19 protein-coding genes and 1 pseudogene are annotated in these 23,375 nt (G+C 56.5%); 18 read left to right on the plus strand and 2 right to left on the minus strand.

All coding sequences use genetic code 11. The annotated features are described in order from the left end of the window. The first annotated feature begins 596 nt into the window (after positions 1-596). The 3 genes from UB31_RS28465 to UB31_RS28475 all read left to right on the plus strand — a co-directional run bounded on the left by UB31_RS28465 (position 597) and on the right by UB31_RS28475 (position 4,597). A complete protein-coding gene (locus UB31_RS28465; RefSeq protein WP_245306087.1) occupies positions 597-1,631 on the plus strand; it encodes a PAS domain-containing protein in 1,035 nt (344 codons plus the stop codon). Positions 1,632-2,358: 727 nt separating this feature from the next. Next, entirely contained in the window at positions 2,359-4,038 is a 1,680-nt protein-coding gene (locus UB31_RS28470) for a methyl-accepting chemotaxis protein (protein ID WP_045013268.1), read from the plus strand. A gap of 235 nt (positions 4,039-4,273) precedes the next feature. Further along, entirely contained in the window at positions 4,274-4,597 is a 324-nt protein-coding gene (locus UB31_RS28475; RefSeq protein WP_045013269.1) for a hypothetical protein, read from the plus strand. A 467-nt stretch (positions 4,598-5,064) separates the two neighbouring features. Here UB31_RS28475 and UB31_RS28480 read toward each other — a convergent pair whose 3' ends face one another. Continuing rightward, positions 5,065-5,742, minus strand: a complete 678-nt coding sequence (locus UB31_RS28480) for a GntR family transcriptional regulator (protein WP_156175595.1) — start codon at positions 5,740-5,742, stop codon at positions 5,065-5,067. 307 nt (positions 5,743-6,049) lie between these two features. On the opposite strand from UB31_RS28480, the gene UB31_RS28485 reads away from it, so the two are divergent. The 10 genes and pseudogenes from UB31_RS28485 to UB31_RS28530 all read left to right on the plus strand — a co-directional run bounded on the left by UB31_RS28485 (position 6,050) and on the right by UB31_RS28530 (position 15,944). Next, entirely contained in the window at positions 6,050-7,060 is a 1,011-nt protein-coding gene (locus tag UB31_RS28485; RefSeq protein WP_082078660.1) for an ABC transporter substrate-binding protein, read from the plus strand. A gap of 90 nt (positions 7,061-7,150) precedes the next feature. Then, complete coding sequence (locus tag UB31_RS28490; protein ID WP_245306088.1) at positions 7,151-7,939, plus strand: ABC transporter ATP-binding protein; 789 nt, start codon at positions 7,151-7,153, stop codon at positions 7,937-7,939. Positions 7,940-7,959: 20 nt separating this feature from the next. After that, positions 7,960-8,805, plus strand: coding sequence for an ABC transporter permease (locus UB31_RS28495; protein WP_082078661.1), 846 nt, complete (start codon positions 7,960-7,962; stop codon positions 8,803-8,805). A gap of 70 nt (positions 8,806-8,875) precedes the next feature. After that, a complete protein-coding gene (locus UB31_RS28500; RefSeq protein ID WP_045013272.1) occupies positions 8,876-10,057 on the plus strand; it encodes an FAD-dependent oxidoreductase in 1,182 nt (393 codons plus the stop codon). A gap of 10 nt (positions 10,058-10,067) precedes the next feature. Further along, positions 10,068-11,078: a VOC family protein gene (locus UB31_RS28505; protein WP_050044867.1), complete on the plus strand. Its 1,011-nt coding sequence runs from the start codon at positions 10,068-10,070 to the stop codon at positions 11,076-11,078. A 39-nt stretch (positions 11,079-11,117) separates the two neighbouring features. Continuing rightward, positions 11,118-12,005, plus strand: a complete 888-nt coding sequence (locus UB31_RS28510) for a fumarylacetoacetate hydrolase family protein (protein ID WP_045013273.1) — start codon at positions 11,118-11,120, stop codon at positions 12,003-12,005. A 28-nt stretch (positions 12,006-12,033) separates the two neighbouring features. Next, positions 12,034-12,444: a RidA family protein gene (locus tag UB31_RS28515; RefSeq protein WP_245306089.1), complete on the plus strand. Its 411-nt coding sequence runs from the start codon at positions 12,034-12,036 to the stop codon at positions 12,442-12,444. A 14-nt stretch (positions 12,445-12,458) separates the two neighbouring features. Next, positions 12,459-13,289, plus strand: a complete 831-nt coding sequence (locus UB31_RS28520) for an alpha/beta fold hydrolase (RefSeq protein ID WP_045013275.1) — start codon at positions 12,459-12,461, stop codon at positions 13,287-13,289. Between the two features lie 1,057 nt (positions 13,290-14,346). Beyond that, positions 14,347-14,781, plus strand: a pseudogene (locus UB31_RS42960) (SRPBCC family protein); the annotation flags it as partial. 368 nt (positions 14,782-15,149) lie between these two features. Beyond that, the gene (locus UB31_RS28530; RefSeq protein ID WP_045013276.1) at positions 15,150-15,944 is read left to right on the plus strand and encodes an SDR family NAD(P)-dependent oxidoreductase; all 795 of its coding nucleotides are present in this window, start codon (positions 15,150-15,152) and stop codon (positions 15,942-15,944) included. A 313-nt stretch (positions 15,945-16,257) separates the two neighbouring features. Here the strand turns inward: UB31_RS28530 and UB31_RS28535 are convergent, their stop codons facing one another. Next, positions 16,258-17,484 (minus strand): ABC transporter substrate-binding protein, encoded by a 1,227-nt coding sequence (locus tag UB31_RS28535; protein WP_050044874.1) that lies wholly within the window; start codon positions 17,482-17,484, stop codon positions 16,258-16,260. A 336-nt stretch (positions 17,485-17,820) separates the two neighbouring features. Between UB31_RS28535 and UB31_RS28540 the strand changes: the two genes are divergently transcribed. The 5 genes from UB31_RS28540 to UB31_RS28560 all read left to right on the plus strand — a co-directional run bounded on the left by UB31_RS28540 (position 17,821) and on the right by UB31_RS28560 (position 23,374). Further along, positions 17,821-18,015 (plus strand): ferredoxin, encoded by a 195-nt coding sequence (locus UB31_RS28540; RefSeq protein ID WP_045013278.1) that lies wholly within the window; start codon positions 17,821-17,823, stop codon positions 18,013-18,015. Positions 18,016-18,120: 105 nt separating this feature from the next. Continuing rightward, complete coding sequence (locus UB31_RS28545) at positions 18,121-19,383, plus strand: cytochrome P450 (protein WP_082078663.1); 1,263 nt, start codon at positions 18,121-18,123, stop codon at positions 19,381-19,383. A gap of 83 nt (positions 19,384-19,466) precedes the next feature. Then, complete coding sequence (locus UB31_RS28550; protein WP_045013279.1) at positions 19,467-20,741, plus strand: M24 family metallopeptidase; 1,275 nt, start codon at positions 19,467-19,469, stop codon at positions 20,739-20,741. Between the two features lie 309 nt (positions 20,742-21,050). Next, complete coding sequence (locus UB31_RS28555; protein ID WP_045013280.1) at positions 21,051-22,418, plus strand: MFS transporter; 1,368 nt, start codon at positions 21,051-21,053, stop codon at positions 22,416-22,418. 260 nt (positions 22,419-22,678) lie between these two features. Further along, positions 22,679-23,374, plus strand: coding sequence for an SDR family NAD(P)-dependent oxidoreductase (locus tag UB31_RS28560; protein ID WP_045013281.1), 696 nt, complete (start codon positions 22,679-22,681; stop codon positions 23,372-23,374). Position 23,375 lies beyond the last annotated feature (1 nt).

Raw genomic sequence — 23,375 nt, forward strand, 5'->3', positions numbered from 1 at the left:
AAGCGTTGATCGTTCGCGCTGGCCCGGCAGATCTTGGAAATGTTCCACTTGCGAATGCCGTCGCGTTCAATGGCAGACTGCCGTTTGTCGATTCATGCGCGCTTTTCGCGATCGCTAAAACCTTGGAGCATCTCTTTCAACGCATGAATGCCGCGCAGTTGGAGCATCGAGATATCAGAGGAGCGAGGCTCTGCCCCCCCGATTCGAAACTATTAGAAGGAATGGCCAGGAAAATGAAGTCCCCCGACCTCGCTTAGTGATCGGTCAAGCCCGGGGCCACCGGCGGATGTGCGTGGAAGCAACACCGGTAACAATACGGCTCCTTTCTACAGTCCGCTAGGCGACGTCAGTCGTACCAACTATGTCGATGTCCCGACGCTAGCAAAAATTATACCGCGATTTCACGGTAAGGATTCCTCTGCGTCTCTCTGAGTGCGGCAAAAACTCCGGCTTGGAACAAAGCTGTGAACGACGACTAGAATCATTGGCCGCGGCTGGAGACAATCAGAATTGGAACATGTATTTGCAAATATCAGAGGCAGAAAATGAATTGCCCGTAATCTTTGCTCGGCTGTAAGAGTTTTCCATGAAGGAGCTTGATTTTGTTTCGGTTCGGGGGCGACCCCGGCGCAGCTGATATGTTTCGGTTTATTGAAGAGAAGCTTGGCGTCGGGACCTGGCATAGCGATGTCTTAAGCGGGCAAATGCACGGGTCGCGCGGCTTCTATGAGCTGCTGGGACTGGTCCCAGGCACGGTCGCTCCGTCATACGACGAGATCGCTCGGAGTATTCATCCCGAGGATCGCCGTTTGAATCGCGGCGCGAAAGACGTGCTGCGCGCCATGCTGCTCGATGGCTTGCCGCTCAATCGTGAATTTCGCATCATCAGGCCAAATGGCCAGCTGCGTTGGGTTCATAGTCAGGCTGAGCTGTTGCTTAATGCAGACGGTGAGCCTGCCAGGATTCTGGGCGTGGTGATCGACATCACCGATCATCGCGAATCATTACGGCAGCTCAGAGCTGGCGCCGAGCGCTACAACACACTCATTCGGGTGGTGGAAGGGCTCGTGTGGACCGCTGGCCCCGATGGCCGCATCACGTCGCAGCAGAACTGGGAAGCTGCGAGGCAAGACGGCCCGCTTCTGATTTCGGTAAATGATTGGATGGACCTGCTGCATGAAGAAGATCGCGATGCCGCGTTGAAGAAATGGTCGCTCTCGGTGGAGACCGGGCGGCCTTACACGGTCGAGTATCGTTTGCTGCACTCCGACGCCACGTACCGATGGCACAGGTGTCGTGCCATTCCGATCCTGAATCTGGATGGCAACGTCCAGGAGTGGCTGGGCGTTTCCACCGATGTGCACAACGAGAAACTATTCGATCTCTCTGCTTCACCATCCAGGCTGACCGGTGCCCAAATGCGCGCGGCCCGAGGAATTCTGAACTGGTCCGTCAGGCAGCTTGCGGATCAGACAGGCGTGTCGCCGGCCGTGGTACGGCGGCTTGAGGAGTGCGACGGCGCATTGCCGATGTCCGACGAATTGATGGAAGTACTTCAGAAAACATTTTCAGACGCTGGGATCGAACTGTTGTTTCCGCAAGTCGGCAAGCCGGGTGTCCGGCCGCGATAGCTGCGAGCAGCCTTCCGCGAAAGGCATCCATGCGGCCCTTGCTGGCATGCAATCGCGATAACATTATCTCTTTTCAATTCTGATCGAGACAGAACGTAGTCGTCTCATGTGAAAGTGTGCTGATCGCTCCGGCTGCAGATCGGCCTCAGCTTAATCAAGCCGCTCTGCCTTTCTATTCGAGCAGGAAGATCGGTACCCACTTGTCGGAAGCATGCTCTGCTTGATTTGGTGCGAGTTCTCTGAGTTCTATTTCCATATGCTCCCGGATAGAGGGACGTTCAGCAAAATTGTCTTACTGTGCGGCGTGCAACATTCGAGCGACGGTAAAATTTGTTATTCCCGGCGCGGCTGAGCGGTAGTTTTTGCTATCCGCTTGTCGAATTGGATAATTTTTGCTTAACGCCGTTCTAATTGGTTTCCTTGACTGTACGTCTTGTATGCGGACGCCGTGGCGAGCTTTGAGAGACGAATTGTTTAAAGAATATGATTTGCGACTGCGCGAGGTGCCGCAATTCATACTGAAGGTGATGAAATGGGGAAACTGAATCGCGGACAACAGCGGCCCCGGGAAGCCCCCGTTGCGGTCCGTTGCAACGAGGAAGGCAGCTAGGCCGGCCCTGACATGCCGTCACCCAATCGAAAATCGCTATCGGCCTTCTCGCGCGGAGATGCGCGTTTCTTCCCGATCCATCCTTCAACGGTTTAGAACGTCCAACGGAGTCTTGCAGTGCTCGCCAAGCTTTCCATTCGCACCAAAATTATCGCCGTGGTCTCGTTTCTCTTCGTCGCGATGACTTCGATGGGCCTCTTTTCGGTAATCCAGCTACGCGCGATCAATGCGTCGGCACAGGAAATTCAAACTAGCTGGCTCCCCAGCGTGCGCTGGGCTGGAGAATTGCGTGTCCAGGCTGCGCGCTACCGCGCGCGTATGAGGGATCAGCTGATCGCCGACGAAAAGGCCAAAGCCGGCATCGACAAAAACCTCGCTGAATTAGTCAAGGCTTATGACTCGGCCCTCGGCAAATATGAGCCGCTGATCAAATCAACCGAAGAGCGGGCGCTGTTCAATGAACTTGCGATGCTTTGTCAGAAGTATCGCTCTGCTGCAGAGGAGGTGACCGCTTTCTCCCGCAAGGGCGACAATGCCAAAGCGGTTGAAATCAACGCGGACAAAACAGTGCCCGTGGGTGTCGCGATGGACGGGGTGCTGGCCAAGCTCGTTGAATTGAATGATAGGGGCGCGGAAACTGCCGGGCAAAAAGCAAACGACGATTATGCCATCTCGGTGCGCGCGCTGATGGTTGTCCTCGGCGCTTCCATGCTTCTTGGACTGTGCGCGGCCGTCGGTATGGTCCGCGACATCTCAAGAGGTATCGATTCCGTTTTGATCCCGATGCAGGGTCTCGCAAAGGGCGATCTGACGTCCGTCGTCTCCCATCTGGGCGAAAAAACCGAGATAGGCAAGATCACCAGCACCTTGCAAGTCTTCAAGGACGCGCTGATTGCCAAGAAGGCCGCCGACGAGGCTGCTGCAGTGGAGGCGGATACGAAGATCGCCCGCGCCCAGCGCGTCGACAACATCACCCGCCAGTTCGAAGCGACGATCGGCGAACTCGTCGGCTCGCTATCGTCGTCATCGACTGAACTGGAGGCGGCAGCCAATACGCTGTCGACGACAGCGGAGTCCACTGGGAGGATCTCCGGTGACGCGGCTACGGCGTCTGAGGAGGTTTCGACCAACGTACAGTCAGTTGCGAGCGCCACCGAGGAGATGACCTCATCGGTTAGTGAGATCAGCCGTCAAGTGCAGGAAGCCAGCCGCATCGCCGGTGAGGCGGTCAGGCAAGCAGGGAAGACCAACACCAGTATCGCGGATCTTTCCCATGCAGCAGCTCGTATCGGCGACGTCGTCAAGCTCATCACCGCGATTGCCGAGCAGACCAACCTGCTGGCGCTAAACGCCACCATCGAGGCGGCGCGCGCGGGCGAAGCCGGTCGCGGCTTCGCGGTGGTCGCATCCGAGGTGAAGGCGCTGGCAGCGCAAACCTCGAAGGCCACGGATGAGATAGGCGCGCAAATCGCGGGCATGCAGTCCGCCACCGAGGCGTCCGTTGCCACCATCCAGGAGATCAGTACCACGATCAACATCGTCTCGGAAATCTCCTCGACCATCGCGGCAGCGGTGGAGGAGCAAGGTGCCGCGACCCAGGAGATCGCGCGGAACGTTCAGCAGGCGGCGCAGGGAACCCGGCAGGTCGCTTCAAATATCGCCGACGTCAGCCGTGGCGCGAGCGAAACCGGATCGGCTTCAAGTCAGATGCTTTCATCGGCGCAACTGCTGTCCGGCGAAAGCGGAAGGCTCAAGATGGAGGTCGAGAAATTCCTGGCAACGATGCGCGCGGCTTGATCCCGGTCATCGTTCACAATCAGCTCAGCCACCCCAAAACCCAGAAATCGAAACCGGGTCGGTCTCGTCGGAGGGGCTTTCGTCGGAGCAGTCGCTTTCTCTCGAAAGCAACCGCCTCAAACTGGAGGTTGGCAAGTTCTTGAACGCGGTTCGCGCCGCTTGACAGCGACGATGGTTGGCTTCCAGGCGGAATCGCCGGCTAGCATATTTGCTGAATGGAAATAGAGGGACGACGATGGGTACCGTAGTTAAACTATTGAAAAGATCAACCAAACCAGCCTACGCATCTGCGGGCTCCATCCAAGTCGACGCTGTTCGAACGCATCCCCAAGCGACTACGGATCAAATCGTCGCGGTCGCAAGCGCGTGCGAAATATTGATCCGAAGCATCAATGTATTGCAGAGAAATCTCAAGACGCTTGATGCGATTCTTCACATGATTGACGATCCGGAAACACGTGTTGAAATTGAACAGCAATTGAAATCAATAGACGCGTCGCTGCTGTCGGAATTTACGAAGCTATCCGGTATTAAGTGTATGATGAAGAGATTGGATTAGGGTCTATTGAGGTTCATCGGGAGTTTATCACGGTCGCGGCGAGATAGATGTTTGCTCCGAGGCTTTGATTGGCTATGTCTGCGCATATCCCTCGAGCGAGGCGCGTACTGCGCCGAGCTCGTGCATCGCCTCGCCCAAGCGAAGGGAAGACGCCCGCCAGCGCTAAGACTACGGGGGCATAATCAAACTTCGACGATCGTCCAATCAATACAGCGGAGGACACGCTTGGTTTGGAACTCCTCGACTTCATTGCGTGATCGAAGCCCTGCCAGCGGCGTCGTTATCCCACGATAGTCGGTTCTGAACCTGCGCTCACCTATGCGAGTTGGCCGGTCCTGAAGGACCCGTAAAAAGAGCCGGCGCGGCAATCCGCAAAATTCGTCAGGAAAACCCCACCCGGCTCTGCGGCCAATGTGGCTCCAAGGTATTTAAAGTGAAACCGGCCCGGTAACCGCGGCGGACCTCGATTAGGCCCGGTCAGTGCAATTGTGTTCGCGAAGAAAGTTTGCGACACCATCGGCAGCGGCCAAAATATGGTGGCGCATCGCTTCTTCCATGAGGTTTGGATTGCCGTTCCGAAGAATCGAAATAAGAATGTCATGCCCTGAGTTGGGCATCTCCATGTGATTGTAGGTCACAATGTACTGTCGCACATATGGCAGTACAGCACGTCGGGCGTTTCGAATTTGAAGATGCAAGCGCTGTCGTCCGGAGGCTTCGGCGAACGCGTCATGAAAACTTTCATGTAGATCGAACCAGCGTTGCGTATCGCCGATCGCCTGATTCATGCTCGCAAGCAACGTATCGAAACGCGCCATCTTTTCGGCGGTGATATTGGCGCAGCAGTGGAAGGCGGCCAATCCTTCCAGCACGGCTCTGATTTCGAACAGCTCCCTTATTTCATCGCCCGTGAGTGTTGTTACGATCGCGCCTCGATTGGGGCGGATCGAAACCAACCCTTCGGAATGCAATTGCTGCAATGCATCGCGAACCGGCATTCTGCTGAATCCGAGCGTCTGGGCGATCTCTTCGGACTTCAGCCGCATACCGACCGGAAACCGGCCTGTCAGGATCTGTTCCCGCACGTAGTTCCCTGCCTGCTGTTGCGGCGTGGCGCCATCCATTGACGTGTAAACTTCACTCACGAGCGGCGCTCCTGCGTCCAGTAGTGGATACAAAAATCCAATACTGCTGATCTAAGTAGCTCAGGGTGCCTAAAAGTCAAGCTTTCGCCCTCCGTGCGCTGAGTTTCCTAGATTGGAGCCGCAGCGGGAATGAATAACGGACCAGTTTCTGTATCAAGCAAGGGGTAGTTGACTCTGGTCCGGAATTCAGTTTGGATAATCGTATCCAAAACATTCGTTACTTGCTTGACCGAGCCCTACTTTGATTTTTCGATCCTAAAGCCGCCGACAGTGATCATCACGTGCCGATACCAAAGGAGATTGATCGATGCCCCGTCACCAATTTCGTCGAGCGCTCGCCACATGCCTGATGATAGCATCGGCGCTTCTTGCTCTGTTGCCTAAGAGCGTAGCGGCCGAGCAACGCGCAGTTCGGTTTCGGATGGACTGGATCCCGAGCGGGATGTACGCGCCATTTTTCTACGGATATGACGCTGGCGTCTTCGCAAAAAACGGTATCGATCTGGACATCGTCAATGGCAACGGATCGCTGACGACGATCGCCGATGTAGACGCGGGCAACGTCAAGTTTGGGATGTCAGGATGCGCGGCCGCCGCCCTCGCAATCAGCAAAGGCCGTAAGATCGTCTCGGTCGCATCTTACATGGCGAAATACAGCTGGGCTTTTTACGTCCCGGAAGACTCTGCGTTCAAGAATATCGGTGACCTTCGTGGCAAATCCGTCGTGGTAGCGCCCAATTCATCCGAGATTTTGCTCCTTCCCGCGGTGCTCAAATACGCGGGCGTAAATCCAGAGGATATGAAGCGCGTGGCCGTCGACCCGGCGCAAAAGATCGCAACATATGCCCGCGGAGTTGGCGACTCGACGATCACGACGATGGCTTATGGCGACCCTTTGGTTCAGCAAGCGAAGCCGTCCAGAGCGCTGCTATGGTCGGATGCCGGGTTTGTTATGCCTGATTATTGCGTCATTGCCAGCACGGAAACAGTTGCCAAGGATCCAGAGCTCGTTGCTTCCTTTCTGAAAGCCACTTTCGAGTCCGTGGCAGCCTCCGAGAAAAATTCGAGCGCTGCTGTCGATGCGTCGCTGAAGCTCCGCCCACTTATTCAGCGCGCGCCGACCGAGAAGCAATGGGAGCTTACGATGGGCTTCCTGCGCTCAAACAACACCAAGGCATGTCCATTGGGATGGCAGTCTCCCAAAGATTGGGACATTGGCTTGAAGACGTTGAAAGAATATGCCGGCCTCGAAGGTGACATCAGCAATCCCGACCTCTTCTACACCAACAAATTCATCAAGTGCTCGGCCTCGAAGTAACTCCTCGAAAGGATCCAGGCTGTGGTTCAACCATCAGAAAGACCTCAAATCGCTGCCGTTTCAGCGGCGCCAGTCGAACGGAATAGTGTGGTGCAATTGCTCGGCAGCCCTGGCAGTCACGCGATCACCGTAAAGGGGTTGTCCAAGCGGTTTCAAACGAAAGCAGGACTTGTCACTGCGTTAAGCGACCTGAACCTCGCGGTTGATTCTGGGCAATTCTTATCGGTTGTTGGACCGAGCGGGTGCGGGAAATCAACGCTGCTGAAAATCGTCGCTGGGTTGGTGCCTCCATCCTCTGGAACGGTCGAGGTCGGTGGAAAAGCCGTCGTAAAACCCTACACCGACGTCGGCATCGTATTTCAGCGCGACCTTTTGCTGGAGTCCCGAACAGCAATTGAAAACATCCTGCTACAGATTGAAATGCGCGGTTTGCCGGTTAAGCAGTATGTCGATAAGGCAAAAGACCTTCTCGAAAAGGTTGGGTTGACTGATTTTTCCGGAAAATATCCGCGAGAGCTTTCTGGCGGTATGCGTCAACGGGTGTCGATCTGCCGCGCCCTCATCCATGATCCGCCGCTTCTCCTGATGGACGAACCATTCGGTGCACTCGATGCGTTGACGCGTGACGAAATTGCCCTCGATCTTGCGTGGCTCTGCGAGCGTTCCCGTAAGACGGTAATGTTCATCACGCATAGCATTAGTGAAGCCGTATTTCTCTCCGACCGCGTGATCGTCATGACTGCGCGGCCTGCGGCAATCGTCAAGGACATGATCGTCGATATTGCCCGACCTCGTTCAATCGAACAAAGGGATAGCGCGGAATTCGAGCAGCACCTGCATCAGATCCGAGAGCTGCTCTTTCAGAAGAGAAACTCATAGTCCGGGCGCGGAGATTCAGCATGAGCGTATTCGAAGCGGCGCCAGGTAAAGCACCACATGCGAAAGGGCAACCAATGTCCGCAAGGATCGGATTGAGGGCGATCTACGATTCCGGCTGGTTCACGATGGTTCCTGCAACAGTCGGTGTCATCGCTCTTTGGTATTTCACGACCAACGTCCTCAAGGTCCCAAGCTATCTTATCCCGGGGCCAGCGAGCGTTATCACCTCATTCCGGGAAAACTGGCCGAGCCTCGCGCAGGAGTCGATAGCTACGTTGCGAGAGATTATCGGTGGCTTCATAATCTCGGTCGCGACGGCGGTGCCTCTTGCACTATTGATTATCTACTCACCGACCTTCGAACGATTCATGAATCCCCTCATCGTTGTGTCGCAGGCCGTCCCGAAGGTCGCCGTTGCCCCGCTTTTCCTTGTGTGGTTCGGTTTCGGAGAATTTCCAAAAATGCTGATCGCGGCGTTGATCGCATTTTTCCCGATGCTCATCAGCGTCACCGTCGGACTCAAGGGGCTTGATCCCGATATGCTCGATCTCGCGCGTTCAATGGGAGCACCGGGCTATCGTGTGTTCTGGAAAGTACGACTGCCGTGCGCTCTCCCCAATGTTTTCGCGGGATTTAAACTCGCGATTACGTTCTCCGTGATCGGAGCCGTCGTCGGTGAGTTCGTCGGTGGGGACCACGGCATCGGCTATCTTATACAGCTTGCGAGCGGCGCGCAGCGCTCGGATCTGCTGTTCGCGGGACTTATCGTGCTTTCTGTGATGGGTCTTGCACTCTTCTATCTGGTCGAAGCATTCGAGCGGAAGTTCGTCTTCTGGCACCATTCGCAGATCACGCCCACCGCTTGATTTCGCAGTGTTCGCCGTTTGCCGGCAATTGACGAAAGCCTGCGCGCGGAAGACATGAAAGGATTACAAGATGGCTAAAGAAGCTCATATTATCGGGGCAGGCATCGGCGGCCTCGCAGCGGCGGCTATCCTGGCCAAGACGGGCTGGAAGGTTGTTGCTCATGAGCGCGCAAATACACTGCGGGAAGTTGGCGCCGGCATTTTTCTCAAGGAAAATGGGCTTCAGGTCCTCGAAGAGCTGGGCCCGCTGGACGATCTGATAGCCAAGGGGACGAGACTTCGACAGTCCAACTTGAAGGACGCAAATGGACGGAGCCTGCTGGCGCGCGATATTTCTGCCGAGCGAGTCTACACCGTGCTTCGCGCCGATCTTCATCAGCACCTCACGACCTTGGCTGCAAAGTGGGGGGTCGACGTTCAGACCTCGGCGGACATCGTGGACGTGCACCCTGATGGGCGACTTAACATGGCGGGCGGCCAAGAATATAAGGCTGACCTCATTATTGGCGCCGACGGCCTGAATTCCATTACGCGGCGCAAAATGGGTCTCGAAGTTTCTTGCGTGGGGTTACCCAATGGCTCCAGCCGCATGCTGGTACCGCAAGTCGACGGAGATCTAAAAGACGAAAGTGTCGAACAATGGGTCGGGCACAAGCGAGTGCTCGGCGTCCCGGTTGGCAGATCGCTCATGTATCTGTGTGCGTCCGCGAAAGAGTCCGATTCGCGTGGCGTTCAACTTCCCTTTGACGTGGGTTATTGGAGCAAGCTGTTCCCGGCCTACGCGGACCTGTTTTCTCGCGTCGATCCTTCGACCGTCATTCACCATCGGCACGGTCTGGTCCACGTAAATGGGTGGTCCAAAGGCAAGGTTGCGATTTTGGGCGACGCTGTCCACGGACAACCACCAAATCTTGGGCAAGGGGCCGGGATGTCAATTTCTAACGCTGGTAGCCTCGCACACATCCTCGAGTCCGAGCCTGACGTCCCGCATGCGCTTGCCGCGTGGGAAGCCAAGGAGCGTCGGCTCACGGAGCAAGTTCAAAATTGGTCCGAAAACTGGGATCACTTTGTCCATAAATGGCCGGTCGGCGTCGAACGGCTTCGATCTGTCGTCATTTGGGGCCTGGCCAACACGCCCGCCACGCGCCGCCACTGGGGCCGACTGTACCGAGGGCTTGATCAACAGGCTTCTCCGGCTGCCCCTTCAGCAACCAACACGAAGTCGTCGGCCCGGCTAACAGCATCTAACTAGGAGGCAGAATATGGAAAACCGTACGGGCGTCGAAATCGCGCCGCAGCGTCTCGGCCACCTCAATCTGTTCGTGACCGACTATGAGAAGTCCGGTCAGTTCTACAGCAACGTGTGTGGATTCCAGGAAGTGTTTCGTGAGCCGGGGATCTCGATGATCTTCATGAGCAACGGAAACACTCACCATGATCTCGGGCTTATGGAGATCACGACTGGCAACCGGATCGGCAAGGATGGCCATGTCCAGGTCGCCGCCGGCAACGGGCGAACGCCGGGGCTGAACCACCTGGGATTTGAGATGCGAACGGAGCAGCAGCTCGTTGACGCGTACCGTCGCGCGAGGAGCAAGAACGTTCCGATCAATCGGACCACCGATCATCAGATCGCGCATAGTCTTTATCTCAGCGAACTGAACGGCCATACGCTGGAATTCTATGCCGACGTTGTCGAGGATTGGCGCGGCGTCTATGCCAACAATACGGGAGAACTGATCAGTGGCCACTGGGACCCCGAAGCAAAGCCGCCCCTGCAGGAGCAGCAGGGAGTGAATACGGGTGAGCTATATCGTAGCCCGGAAGCCGTTCTTCCCGCGCGGAACGTTGCCTACGCCGCTCTTCCGGTGAAAGACCTCGACGCCTCGATTGCCTATTATACCGACGTGCTCGGACTCAATCTGAAGCACAAGAATGAAGAGATCAGGTTTGCTATTCTGTGCGGCGCGGCCGACAGCGGATGCGACGTGTTCCTCATGGAAATGCCGCAGTTCCCTGCCGTTCGGATGCTCTTTGGCGGTGTGCAGATGCATCAGGGGCAGCCTGTTCGCACCGGACTGCAGTGGCTCGAAAAGCAGGGCATACGAGCCTCGCTGGTCGGTGATGATGAGGACGGCGCGCTCGTCGTTGTTGATCCCGACGGAATCCCTCTCGTCTATTCGACCGCACCGGCGCTCGATCTGATGAAGCAACATGGACCCGCGATCGTCCGTGAGGTGCAAAAGCTTGGCGCAATGTCTTCCGGCGGCTAAGACATCCGCGACAAGGCATCAAAATCCAGGAAACACGGTATGAAACTGATCTCCTACTCTGACACGGCCGGCGGCGTCGGTATTGGCGTTGTCATCGACGATCTATCGTTCGTCGATCTGACGCAAGCCGGCATCAGCAGCTGTATGGTCGATGTCATCGAGCGTTACGACGTGCTCAAGGCCGAAATCGCTACGGTCGTGGCCGAGAGGCGATTTGTACGCCCGCTCCCTGAGGTACATCTCGAAGCACCTATTCCGAAGCCGCGGCGTAATCTTTTCTGTGTTGGGAAGAATTATCTCGAGCACGCAGCCGAGTTTGGTTCGAGCGGTTTTGATGCCGGTGCAATCGGCGGAAATGAAGTTCCAGAATATCCCATCATTTTCAGCAAGCCCGGGTCCGTGGTCATCGGCCCGGGAAAAGCGATCGATAGCAGCCTTGATCCGTACTCATCCGTCGACTATGAGGGCGAATTGGCTGTCGTGCTGGGCCGAAGCGGTCGAGTGACGTCTGACGACGATCCGATGTCATTTGTTTTCGGATATACGATCTTCAACGACGTCACGTCTCGCGAGCTCCAGAAACGCCATAAACAGTGGCTGTTGGGCAAGGGCATCGATACATTTGGTCCCCTCGGTCCGGCCATCGTGACAGCGGACGAACTCCACGATCTCAAGTCCCTCGGTATTCGCACGTGGGTTAACGACGAGATCCGCCAATCAGCGAAGATCGGCGACCTGATCTTTGACGTCGCCACCCTGGTCCGTACAGTCGGACAGTCTATCGCACTAAAGGCCGGCGATATCATTGCCACGGGCACGCCGGTCGGCGTTGGGATCGGCTTTAATCCTCCGAAGTACCTGCATCCTGGGGACCGAGTTCGCATCGAAATCGACGACGTCGGGGTTCTCGAAAACGTCGTCGCGTAACACAAATAATAACCAAAGGAGCACATCAGTGGCCTCGAATATCAACATCTATAATCCCGCCGATCTCGGAAAACCCATGGGGCAGTACACCCACGTGACCCGAGTGAAGGCCAATGAGTTTCTGTTCATTGCCGGGATGCTCGCGGGGGACGTCGAGGGAAACGTTGTCGGCAAAGGTGATTTTCATGCGCAGACCAAGCAGGTCTTCAAGAACCTAGAAGCAGCGTTGCGCTCTGCGGGAGCATCCTGGCAAAACATCGTCCAGTTCACGACCTATGTCGTTCACTCCCAGGATATTGAAAACTTCATGGAGTTTCGGTTGCGAGAGTTTCCGAAAATGTTTCCGGACGGAAAATATCCACCAAATACTCTGCTTATCGTTGATCGATTGGTCAAAGAGGAGTTCCTGGTCGAGGTGCAAACGATCGCGGCAATCTGAGGCGAGCAAGCGTCGTGAAGATCAAGTTTGCAAACGTCGGCGGTATCAATACCCGGTACATATGCGAGGGGGACGGACCCACCTTGTTGCTGATCCACGGCATCGGTCACTCAGCGGATGTGTTTTACCGCAATATCGACGCGCTTGCTCGGGATTACTTTGTTATAGCTCCCGATCTTCCCGGACATGGGTTCACTGAGCGGATGGACCTCGCTGGACGGGCGCCTCAACCCCTCTTCGTTCGCCAGCTCGAATTTCTTCTCGATCAACTGGGGATCGGTACGTACAGCATCCTGGGCTCGTCGTTCGGCGGTCTGCTCGCCTGTCTAATGACATTGTCCAGGCCGTCGAAGGTTAGCGATTTGATCGTCGTAGGAAGTGGTGGGGCGTTTCACTCCACCGATGAGCAGCGTCACACTCTTCAAAAAGTTCTGGCAAACGCGACTGGCGCAATGTCGGAGCCAACCCTGGAAAGTTGCCGCTCTCGGTTGGCAGCGATCTGCTATGATCCCAACGCGGTTGCGGAGGAGATTCTCCTTACGCAGCTTACTTCATATGGTCTAGGCGATCGCTTCGAGGCCTTTAAATCAGCCATCAGCGGGTACCTTGCGTCGCTCGATTCGGAGGACCACCGCGTATATGGAAGACTTGAAACAATCAAATCGCGGACGATGATCATTACCGGCAGACAGGACTCCCGCGCTTCCGTCGAATCTCATGTTCAAGCCAAGGAGCGGATTGCGGGTGCGGAACTGGTGATTCTCGATAGCTGTGGCCATCTGCCGTACATGGAACATGTGGGCACCTTTAATCGGATCGTGCTGGAGTTTCTGAGGGCAGCGTGAACAGTTGCCTGGCCCAAGATCGCCTTAGACCTCGTCAGGCGAGTGGGGATAAGGTGTTCAGGCGAGATACGAGAACGGTGCACGATGGAACGCAGGGTGGGTCAACTTTTGGCCTGTTGGATAGGAGTTATTTTTGCAGCGTTTGTGATCGGCTACTTTTCCTTCAACTGCGCTTATTTCTCCCCTCAGGTGATCCGCATCGATTCGTTACGGCCGCTGCCATTATAGAATCTAGAAGATGAGTGGTAGTCGGAATAGCGATGTGCATTTAAGCCAAAATTAGGCCGCCTGCGATTTTGCTCGTGCGCCTCGTAGTGCCTTGATCTGCGCCAGCAAGGTTATGCGGCCTGATTTGGCAATCGACCTCTGACTAGCGATCTAAAGCTCCCGGTCGTCTCCACGTTGGATGCGACCGATAGACTCGTATTGGCTTCGGCGCTTTGGATGGAGGCTGCGCGGGCACTGCCTTCGCATTCTCCACAAAATGAAATTCCCCGATGACGAAGGGGGAGGATGAGCAGGCAATATATTGCAAACAGGCAAATGGCTTTGCGAAATGCGCAATCGCCTTGGCAGAGGCGTGCCCTGTTGGTTCCCTCGCAGGACCACCTACCCTTGACAGCTGTGGCAGAGTCAAGTCAGATGCGAATAATAAACTCGACAGGCAAATAAGCAAGGACATGATCCGCAACGACCGGGTTGGAACGGTTATGAGCGTACAAACCAGTGTCCGTGCGGAATCGCGTCGATTGTCACGATTTTCGCAACCGGTCCCTACGGCCGTTATACGCTGCGGGCGTTGATGGCTTTCGCACGGTCAAGCGGGAATTCACGTGGCGGTCGCCCGGAGGAGTTCGCAATGGCATCTTTCGCTGAACGGACGCGAAAAGGCATTGTTAGAACGCTGGTCTCCCGAGGTTCTTGGCGGAGTGTCTCTGCTCTAGAGCAGCTCAACGACGACATTCACGGTACTGCGCTCGACAGGTCCCACCTGGCGAAAGTGTTGCTGCAGAGGGCCATAAAGGCAATCACGCCACCCCAACAAGAGGAACTACCGATGCAGATGCAAGGTGAACGCAAGATTGCGGCTACACGAGAGAAGGTCTGGGCGGCGCTCAACGCGCCGACTGTCCTGAAGGCGTCGATCCCTGGCTGCGAGGCGCTAGACGGGACAGTTTCGGAGGGCATGACCGCTACGGCAGCATTCAAAGTCGGGCCCATCTCGGCGCGCTTCAACGGCAAAGTCATTTTCTCGGAAGTGGATCCGCCAAACGGCTATGTCATGGCGGGCGAAGGCGCCGGCGGAATCGCCGGATTTGCCAAGGGCGGCGCGAGAGTATCGTTGGAGGACGTGGAGGACGGTACCTTGCTGCGCTACAACGTTGACGCGCAAGTCGGCGGAAAGATCGCGCAACTCGGAGCCAGGTTGATCGATGCGACCGCGAAGAAAATGGCGGATCAGTTCTTTGTGCGCTTCGCGTCGGAGGTCGAGCAATCGAACTCCGACCCCGGGAAACCAACGGACGAGGCGGTTCAGGCAGCATCGACGGAATTGCCGGCGTCCGGTGCAACCGACTTCAGTCCTTCATCCATCCAGGCCGCTCCGGCTCTCGTAGCTGCGAGACCAAGGGATTACCCGAACGTGCTGGCCCTTTCGGCGATGGTGGCCGTTGTCGGGATCGTAGCCATCGTAGCGATGTTGACCTATGCGCTGGCGCGATAGACCACTCTCGGATTTGCCCGATGTTACAATGGTTGACCTCGCTAATGGGTGCCCGCCTATGTAAAGGCCAAAGAGTGGGTCGGATGTGGCGTGCCAACGAACGGCTCGCGATAAGCGGATAGCTTGAGGATCGAGAAATGAGCAAGTTGAGGAACAAGGTTGCGATTGTTACCGGAGGTGCCGGCGGTATCGGTCGGGCTTATGCGCTACGACTCGCACAACTGGGCGCTGATGTTGCTGTCATCGATATCGATCTTGATGTCGCAGCGAGATTTGGCGAAGCGCTCACAGCCGCGACGGTGATGGACGAAGTGAGGGCGCTGGGAGGCCGGAGTACGGGGGTGCAGGCCGACCTGTCGGACCGGAAGCAAGCGATCGCCGCGATTGTGCAGGTAGTGAAGGAACTGGGGCGGATTGACATCCTGATCAACAATGCCGGCGGTGCTACAACTTCGATTGAACGCAGCCGTCCGTCCGAAGTTTCCCTTGACGATACGGAAAAGCTCTTCGCAATCAATTTCTACAGTATGATGCATTGTTGCCAGGCGGCGACCCCGTATCTGCGCAAACAGGGCGGCGCGGTAGTCAACATCGTCACGAACGCGATGGATCGTACTCCGGCGGGAGGCCGCCTAGCAATGTACGGAGCCGCGAAGGCTGCCGTACTGCAATATACTCAGAGCATGGCCGTGGAGCTAGGGCCTGATGGTGTGCGAGTCAACTGCATCTCTCCCGGCATTATCGAAAGCGCGCGAGTTAAGGCGCAAGCCGCAGCTCGCAATCTGGGCACGGAGGCTCAGGCGAAGGCCAATCCGCTTCGCAGACTGGGTACGCCGGAAGATTGCGTCGGCGTAATGGAGTTTTTGGTAACCGACCTGTCGCGTTATGTAACCGGTGAATGCGTTCGCGTATCCGGCGGTGCGACACTTTGATCGCGCAATGAGCATATTTTCCGGAGAGAAGCCCGCGGATTCGCGATGGAGGAGCGCTGCACGAAGTCTGCGCCGATAGAGAACAGGTCGATGAAATGCGCATCTGTGACTTCGCCATAGCAGACGAGCCAATGGAAAGACCGTGTTTCACGTGCATCGCACGAGAAAGCGGAATGATCACGACGGGCAACAATGAGTTACGTTGCGTGAGACGGCTCCCATTTCAATGTGACTGCCGAGGTTGAAGCGGCGGCATACCCGAACGCGGACAACCGTCGCTTTATGGCTGACGTAGCCGGGCAAGAATTGCGCTCTACTTGTCGCCAGGCGCTGTAACGATACCACCAATGAATTCGTAGGATCTGCCATCGAACCGCACCATTTGCGCCTGCTTCCAGGGTACGCGATCTTCCGGTGTGACGTTGATTTTGATGCCACTGACAAACATTGGAATCTGAAAGTCCTTGATGTGGGTCGCGTGATACAGCAAATTCTCACGCGTCAGGTCGTCACCGCAACGCATCAATATTTCGACCATCATTTGTGCCGCGATATATCCGATCCTTCCGGTGGAGTCGGTCGGTGGCTCGCCAGGCGCCCACTCTTTCATGAATTTGTAATAGTCCTGCACGGCGGGATCGTCCCGCCATTTCGGATCGCCGGGGTCCTTAGAGTATATCGATGTGACCGCACCAATCGCGTGTTCAAGGCCTGCCGGCTTTAATGTGGTTGCGATCGAGGAGGCCGGAAATGTCAGCAGCATTAGCGGCTTCCAGCCAAGCTCTCCTATCTTGCGAATCCCCTGGGCTACAAATTTTGGCGTAGTCGTAGCAAAGAAAATCGTATCCGCGCCCGCCGCCTGGATCGAAAGAATTTGAGAATCAATCGTAGGATAGCTGAGGTCGAAGCCGACTTCTTTGACCACCATCCTCACCCCCTTTTCACCCAGCCCCGCCTTCATGCCTTCCAGATAGCTTTTTCCGTTGTCGTCGTTCTGATAGATGATGCCGACTTTGGCGTCGGCTTTGGTCTCTAGCAAAAAGGTCGCTAGTTGCTTCCCCTCCAGCGACGACGTCGTGTAAAATGTTGTCGTCCAGGGTAGGCTTGCCGGATCGATGAGCTTCGGCGAACCGGCTTGCCCCAGCAGTTGCGGCACTTTTTTCGAGTTCATGTATTTTGCGATAGCCAAGTTGGGCGCGGACCCCTCGGTGGAGAAAATCGCAAGCACCTCCTCACCTTCGACAAGCTTTCGGGTCTGCTCGACCGTCTTGGCCGGATTAAATCCGTCGTCCAGGGAGATCAAATTGATCTTGCGCCCATTTACGCCGCCTTGGGCATTGATCATCTTGAAATAGGCGACTTCGACCTTTCCGATTAGACTCAAGCTCGAGGCTGGGCCGCTATAGGGCATGGTTTGGCCGAGCTTGATCTCAGTGTCTGTTACGCCCGGGCCGTATTTTTTTTCGCCTTGAGCAAAGCTTGGCGAGGCAGCGGCCGCAGTCAACGTCACAAGTGTGACAAGTGTGATGAGCTTGTTCAACGCGTCCTCCATTGATGTAGTGCGGGCATTGTTTGTTGCTCTCTTCGCACGGGGCATTTCTCTACTATTCTTGATCCGGGTCGCTATTCGAGAAACGAATAATAAATTGGCCGTGCGAATTGGCACGTTGGAAGCCGCGCGTCAACTTACTGCGGCTTGATGCCGCTATTCTTATACGGCCTGCTGCGATGGTTGATGGGCATTTTCTTGCCCAGTGCTCTGCTCGTAATGGGAACCCTGTCGGTCGAAAGATTGACTCGATTGTATATTTTGGATAGCCTATTCGAAATTGAGCCTAGTCGATAATTGCGATATAGCGCCGGCACGGGGACGAAAATGCGGGTTGAGGTCGATCAAGGAAGATGCTGTGGAGCCGGGCAGTGCGTGATAAGCGCGCCACAAGTGTTCGACCAACGCGAAAGCGACGGCGTCGTTATCGTGCTGAACAGCCAGCCGGCGGAATCGTTCAGGGAGGACGTCGAACGGGCCGTTCAGCTCTGCCCGTCGCGCGCGATTACGATCAGCGCGTGACCTCTGGATCGCTTTATTGTCCCGAAACCCGGGACATATCGCTCGCGGCAGATGCTGTGACCGATCGCTCATTCCACATCATTTCCATCTCGCTCGGAGATCTTCATGGCTGACACCTCGCAAGCGCAGGCGAACGCTGCTACGCAACCCGCCGGATGCCCGTTTTCCGGCTCTTCGCAGATTCCTCCATTCCCGCGGCCACGCCAGCGCGTCTTTGATCCTCCTCTTGAATACAGTGGATTGGGGGATGACCGATCCGTGTTCCGCGTCCGGCTTTGGAACGGCGACATCGCGTGGGTGATCACTCGCCACGAGGATTACAAGACGGTGCTGGGCGATCCTCGCTTTAGCGCCGATCCGACCACTCCGGGTTTTCCAGGACAGAGCGCCGCTCTCCAAGCATCGAGGAAGAAGTATCCGTCCTTCGTGTCCATGGATCCACCGAAGCACACGGCGCAGCGGCGTATGGTGACGGGAGAGTTCGCCGCCAGACGTATCGGGCAGATGCGTCCCAAGCTGCAGAAGATCGTTGACGGCCTTATCGATGCGATGATCGAGAAGGGGCCTCCTGCCGACTTTGTCGAATGTTTCGCGCTCGCTGTTCCTTCTTCCGTAATCTGCGAGCTGATGGGAATACCCTATTCGGATCACGAGTTTTTCCAATCACGGACCCGGATATTCACCTCGAACGCTGTGTCGATGGAAACGGCGCTCGCCGCCAATCGTGAGCTCGTCGACGAATATCTCGCGGGCCTGCTAAAGCGCAAAAATGAGGACCCGCAGGACGATCTGCTGAGCCGTCTTGTGGTCGACCATGTGAGAACCGGCCATCTGACCGAACATGAGGTGGTCAGTATGGCGCGGATGCTCCTCATAGCCGGGCACGAAACGACGGCGAGCATGATCGCGCTCGGTACGTTGCTCTTTCTCCAGTACCCGGACCAGCTTGAACTCCTTCGCAGGGATCCCGGATTGGCTCCGGCGGCCGTCGAAGAAATTATGAGATACTTATCGATTGCCCATTCGGGGCAAAGAAGGGTCGCCAAAGAGGACGTCGAGATCTCGGGGCAACTTATCCGGGCTGGCGAAGGTATCATCGCATTCCAATCAGCCGCCAACCGCGACAGCAAAGTGTTCTCCGATCCCGACAAATTCGATATCCGACGCGACGCCCGCCAGCAGGTCGGGTTCGGTTTCGGCGTCCATGGATGCTTGGGTCAGTACCTTGCACGCGTCGAACTGCAAATCGTATTCACGACGCTTTTCAGCCGACTGTCGAACCTGGCGCTCGCTGCCCCGATCGAAACGTTGAAATTCAAGGACGACATGTTGGTCTACGGCGTCGAGCACGTGCCGGTCACCTGGTAGCCCCTGCCGCTCCGTACGAACAACTTCGTCCAGAAGCACAGTCAGTCGCGGCGTTTTGCTGGGTCCGGCACGAGGGGGAACCAATGAATTCCGAATTGAATACAAAATCAGAACTACAACTCTCGTTTCCCGGTTATTCGATGAAGGAGCGGGACCGCCGCTGGGCGCTGGCGCGAAAGCTCATGGACGATGAGGGCTTGGACGGACTGCTGGTGACTGGCCAAGCAAACCGCGGCGCCCCGAACGTTGCGCCCGACGTCTATCTCTCAAACGACCGCGCTGGCGGCTGGCTGGTGTTCCCGCGGGAAGGCGAGCCTATTTTACTTTCCTGGTCCGGATTACACCTCATCTGTCAAGCGGTTGAGTCGAAGCGTGGGATGACGCCGTGGATTCGACCGGATCATCATTGGCTGGGCAGAGATGCCGCCATGGTCAAGAAGGCTTTCGAAGCAAACGGTCTGATGTCGGCGCGCGTCGGCATCATTGGCTTGGAGCCGGCTGGTCCCAGGCAAGAAAGCTTCTTGTCGCACTCTGCGTGGGAAAGCGTGTCGGCCGAGCTCCCAAATGTCAAATTCGTCCACGTCTGGCGGCGTCTCGCACGCATGATGCTGGTCAAGAGTCAGGAAGAAATCGAAGTCATCAGACACTGTGCCAACGCGGGGGAGAAGATGTCCGAGGCATTTGTGGCTGCGGCGAGGCCCGGGATGACTGAAGCTGGCGTTTATGCGCAGGCTATGGCGGCGGCTTTCATCGGCGGAGCCAACTCGGCCGCCCTGATCATTCAAAGCGGACCCGACAATCCAGCGTGGGGCTTTCCCGATTGGTTGGTGCGTCCGGTGCGGTCCCGCACGTTGGACCGAGGCGACCTCGTCCAGTCCGAACTGTTTCCTACCTACGGGCTAATGGAGACGCAGCAACAAGTCTGCGTTTCGTTGGGAAAGATGCATCCCGTCCACCAAAAGGCCGCCGAAGTAGCCCGAGAAGCTTATGATGTAGGCTTGGAAAAGATGCGCGTTGGGACCACCTTCGGGGAAGTCGACGACGCCATGACCGATGTTGTTAAGCGGGCCGGTGGTTGGTTTGTCACGCCGCAGATCCACTCACTCAATCCCATTTCAGTCTTGTCAGGCTTATCAACATTTGGAATGGAGAATTTCTCGGATGCGGGCACTTACGCGCCCATCCCACCAAAGGCCGCAAGAAATAAGGAAATAGTCCTTCAGGCGGGCATGACCTTTGCCATGGAGCCTAACTGCCACTTCGGAGACCGCCGGATCAACATTGGCGGCACGGTGTTGGTGACGCAGTCTGGGCCGGTCGAACTGAATGCAATTGCCAATCATGTCGTCGAGGTGTGAGCGTGCAACGCCGGTCGATCGTACGCAGGATCCAGACCCGACAAGCCCGTTGGCGAGTGTGGCTAAATTGAATTAGGCCGCCTTGGAGGGACGCGATCCAGCTCCAGAAATTTGCTTCTCGCTCGGGCGAGCGCACGTCGCGGGGTGTCACGCCGATGCAGATCGTTACTCAACTGCTTCCGAGGCCGGGGGCGATAAGGATCGACGGTCGGGAAGGGAAAGGGGAAGGGCGCCGGACAAGAAGTCCCACCTTTCTCCCACTACGAATAAGTAATCAGGAAAACAGATAAAATTGGGAGGCGACAGGCCATGGGGCAGCATGTGAACGTAGGCGACATCATCAATCGCTCCCCAATCAGTCCGATTCAGATCCTTGTGCTTTCGCTGGGAGTCGTAGTTGCGCTGATTGACGGATTCGACACCTCATCCATTTCGTTTGCCTTGAGCTCGATTGCCGCGGATTGGAAGGTCAAGCCGCAGGCGTTTGCACCTGCGCTTACGGCCGGCCTATTGGGACTCATGATAGGCGCCATGGCGATGGGTCAGCTCGGTGACAAGATCGGCCGCAAGCCGATGACAATTGCCGCTACCATCATCTTTGGCATCAGTACACTTGCCATCGCCTTTGTTCGAGATGTGGACGATCTCTTCTGGGTTCGACTGGTCGGAGGTGTCGGCCTGGGCGGTGTTTTACCTAACATAACGACAATAGTTGCGGATTATGCGCCCGAGCATCGGCGGAGGACGGCCATCATGATCGTTATCGGGGCTATCGCGGCTGGGGCGTCTCTCGGCGGAATCCTCGCCAGTCATATGATTCCGGTGTTCGGTTGGCGCTTGATCTTCATCATCGGGGGATTGAGTAGCCTGGTCATGGCGCTTGTTTGTCAGGTTCTTCTTCCGGAGTCGCCGTTGTTTTTGGCGACCCGCAATTCCTCCGATCCGCGCGTCGGACATATATTGAAGCGAATCTCGCCAAAGACGGTTGCAAGCGCCGATGCAATATTTATCGCCCACATAGGCCAGGAAAGGCGGGCCTCCTTGTCCCGACTGTTTGCCGCCGGCCGCGCACCCGTGACGTGCCTTCTTTGGCTGTCGATGGTCAACCAGTTCGTGATGGTCTATATCTTCGCGCTCTGGCAGCCCACGCTGGTCCGCGAGAGCGGCAATCCCATCGAAGTCGCAATTTTCGCTTCAGCCTTATTCCCCTTGGGCGGGTTGGTGGGATCCCTGGTGCTTGGACCAATATCCGAAAGAATCGGGCCGCATCTCACCTTGTCGGCAAGCTATGCTTTCGTCGCGATAGCGAGCGCGGCACTCTCATTTTCGGGAACCAATCTAATGCTGCTATACCCGGCGTCGTTTCTAGCCGGCATGTTCGCGTTTGGCGCCTGGTCGGCTCTGACGGCCTTGGTGACCAAATATTACCCGCCCGAGATTCGCGCCACCGGCGTGGGATATGCGTCCGGGATAGGACGGTTCGGATCGATGCTGAGTCCCTGGGTCGTCGGCATCGCACTGGCCGCCGGATGGAAGGCGCCCCAGATTCTCCTGTTGCCGATCATCCCGGCAACAGTGGCGGCGATCTGCATCGTCGGCGTTGGTTTCCTCCGCCAGCGGTCGGCCGATGACGATGGTTCAAAGCTGGCAACAGCGATGGAATTACCCGTCAGTTGAAGATCTTGTGGGCTGCAGGCCGGGCGCACGCAATAGACTTCGCTTATGGGAATATCGAAGTTGGCGAGTCGATGCGCGAATAACGCCTCGCCGTTCTGAAAGCTTGACAACCGCCGCACAGCATTGGATATCGTTGAATAGAATATTTGTAGTGCGAATAGCCACCATCGGTGGGCGCGCAGGGTGCGCTTCGGTGTGGATTGGAACGAATGAGCGGCAGGGAACGAAGCCGCCACACCGCGTGCAGATAGTGAGGAAGGATGCTCGGAGGACGCAAGATACTGGTTACGGGAGGCGGCTCCGGAATTGGCGCGGCCACAGTTGCCGTCATCCGCGACCGTGGAGCGCAGGCATACATTATCGATGCCGCTTCTTCGCCAGATGCAAACAATCAGGACTTCTCGCAAGCAGACGTCACCGACTTTTCTGCTGTTGAGCGGGCAGTCGCAGAAGCGGCCAGTCGCATGAGCGGAATAGACGGACTCGTCAATGTCGCGGGCGTGACGGGCGGGCGCCCGCTCGAAAGCACGGATATGGCTCAGTGGGATCGCGTCTTCGCAGTCAACCTCACAGGCACCCTCAATGTCGCGCGCGCGGCCCTGCCGTTTCTTCGTCAGGCTGAAGAGGCCAGCATCGTGAATGTCTCTTCCGGGGTCGCGCTTAACCCGTTTCCCGGACTGGGTGCCTATGCGGCTTCCAAGCGGGCCGTTCTCAGTCTTACTCAGACCTGGGCGATGGAACTAGCGCCGCGCATCCGGGTCAACGTGGTCTGTCCGGGCGCAGTCGATACGCCGATGATAAAAAATGCAAGCCGGTTGAACGGCGATCTCTATGCGCTCAAGCGGATCGCACGTCCCGAGGAAGTCGCAACCGCCATCGCGTTTCTGTTAGGGACGGATGCCTCCTACGTGACAGGAATCATTCTGCCGGTCGATGGTGGACGAACCTATTATTGAA

The organism is Bradyrhizobium sp. LTSP849 (genome assembly GCF_000938255.1).
In the GTDB taxonomy this organism is placed as follows: domain Bacteria; phylum Pseudomonadota; class Alphaproteobacteria; order Rhizobiales; family Xanthobacteraceae; genus Bradyrhizobium.

What these genes read in the sequence shown, in the direction of transcription:
- UB31_RS28475 (WP_045013269.1), top strand. Translation starts at nt 4,274, where the DNA reads ATGGGTACCGTAGTTAAACTATTGAAAAGATCAACCAAACCAGCCTAC.
- UB31_RS28485 (WP_082078660.1), top strand. Translation starts at nt 6,050, where the DNA reads ATGCCCCGTCACCAATTTCGTCGAGCGCTCGCCACATGCCTGATGATA.
- UB31_RS28495 (WP_082078661.1), top strand. Translation starts at nt 7,960, where the DNA reads ATGAGCGTATTCGAAGCGGCGCCAGGTAAAGCACCACATGCGAAAGGG.
- UB31_RS28500 (WP_045013272.1), top strand. Translation starts at nt 8,876, where the DNA reads ATGGCTAAAGAAGCTCATATTATCGGGGCAGGCATCGGCGGCCTCGCA.
- UB31_RS28505 (WP_050044867.1), top strand. Translation starts at nt 10,068, where the DNA reads ATGGAAAACCGTACGGGCGTCGAAATCGCGCCGCAGCGTCTCGGCCAC.
- UB31_RS28510 (WP_045013273.1), top strand. Translation starts at nt 11,118, where the DNA reads ATGAAACTGATCTCCTACTCTGACACGGCCGGCGGCGTCGGTATTGGC.
- UB31_RS28530 (WP_045013276.1), top strand. Translation starts at nt 15,150, where the DNA reads ATGAGCAAGTTGAGGAACAAGGTTGCGATTGTTACCGGAGGTGCCGGC.
- UB31_RS28540 (WP_045013278.1), top strand. Translation starts at nt 17,821, where the DNA reads ATGCGGGTTGAGGTCGATCAAGGAAGATGCTGTGGAGCCGGGCAGTGC.
- UB31_RS28545 (WP_082078663.1), top strand. Translation starts at nt 18,121, where the DNA reads ATGGCTGACACCTCGCAAGCGCAGGCGAACGCTGCTACGCAACCCGCC.
- UB31_RS28550 (WP_045013279.1), top strand. Translation starts at nt 19,467, where the DNA reads ATGAATTCCGAATTGAATACAAAATCAGAACTACAACTCTCGTTTCCC.
- UB31_RS28555 (WP_045013280.1), top strand. Translation starts at nt 21,051, where the DNA reads ATGGGGCAGCATGTGAACGTAGGCGACATCATCAATCGCTCCCCAATC.
- UB31_RS28560 (WP_045013281.1), top strand. Translation starts at nt 22,679, where the DNA reads ATGCTCGGAGGACGCAAGATACTGGTTACGGGAGGCGGCTCCGGAATT.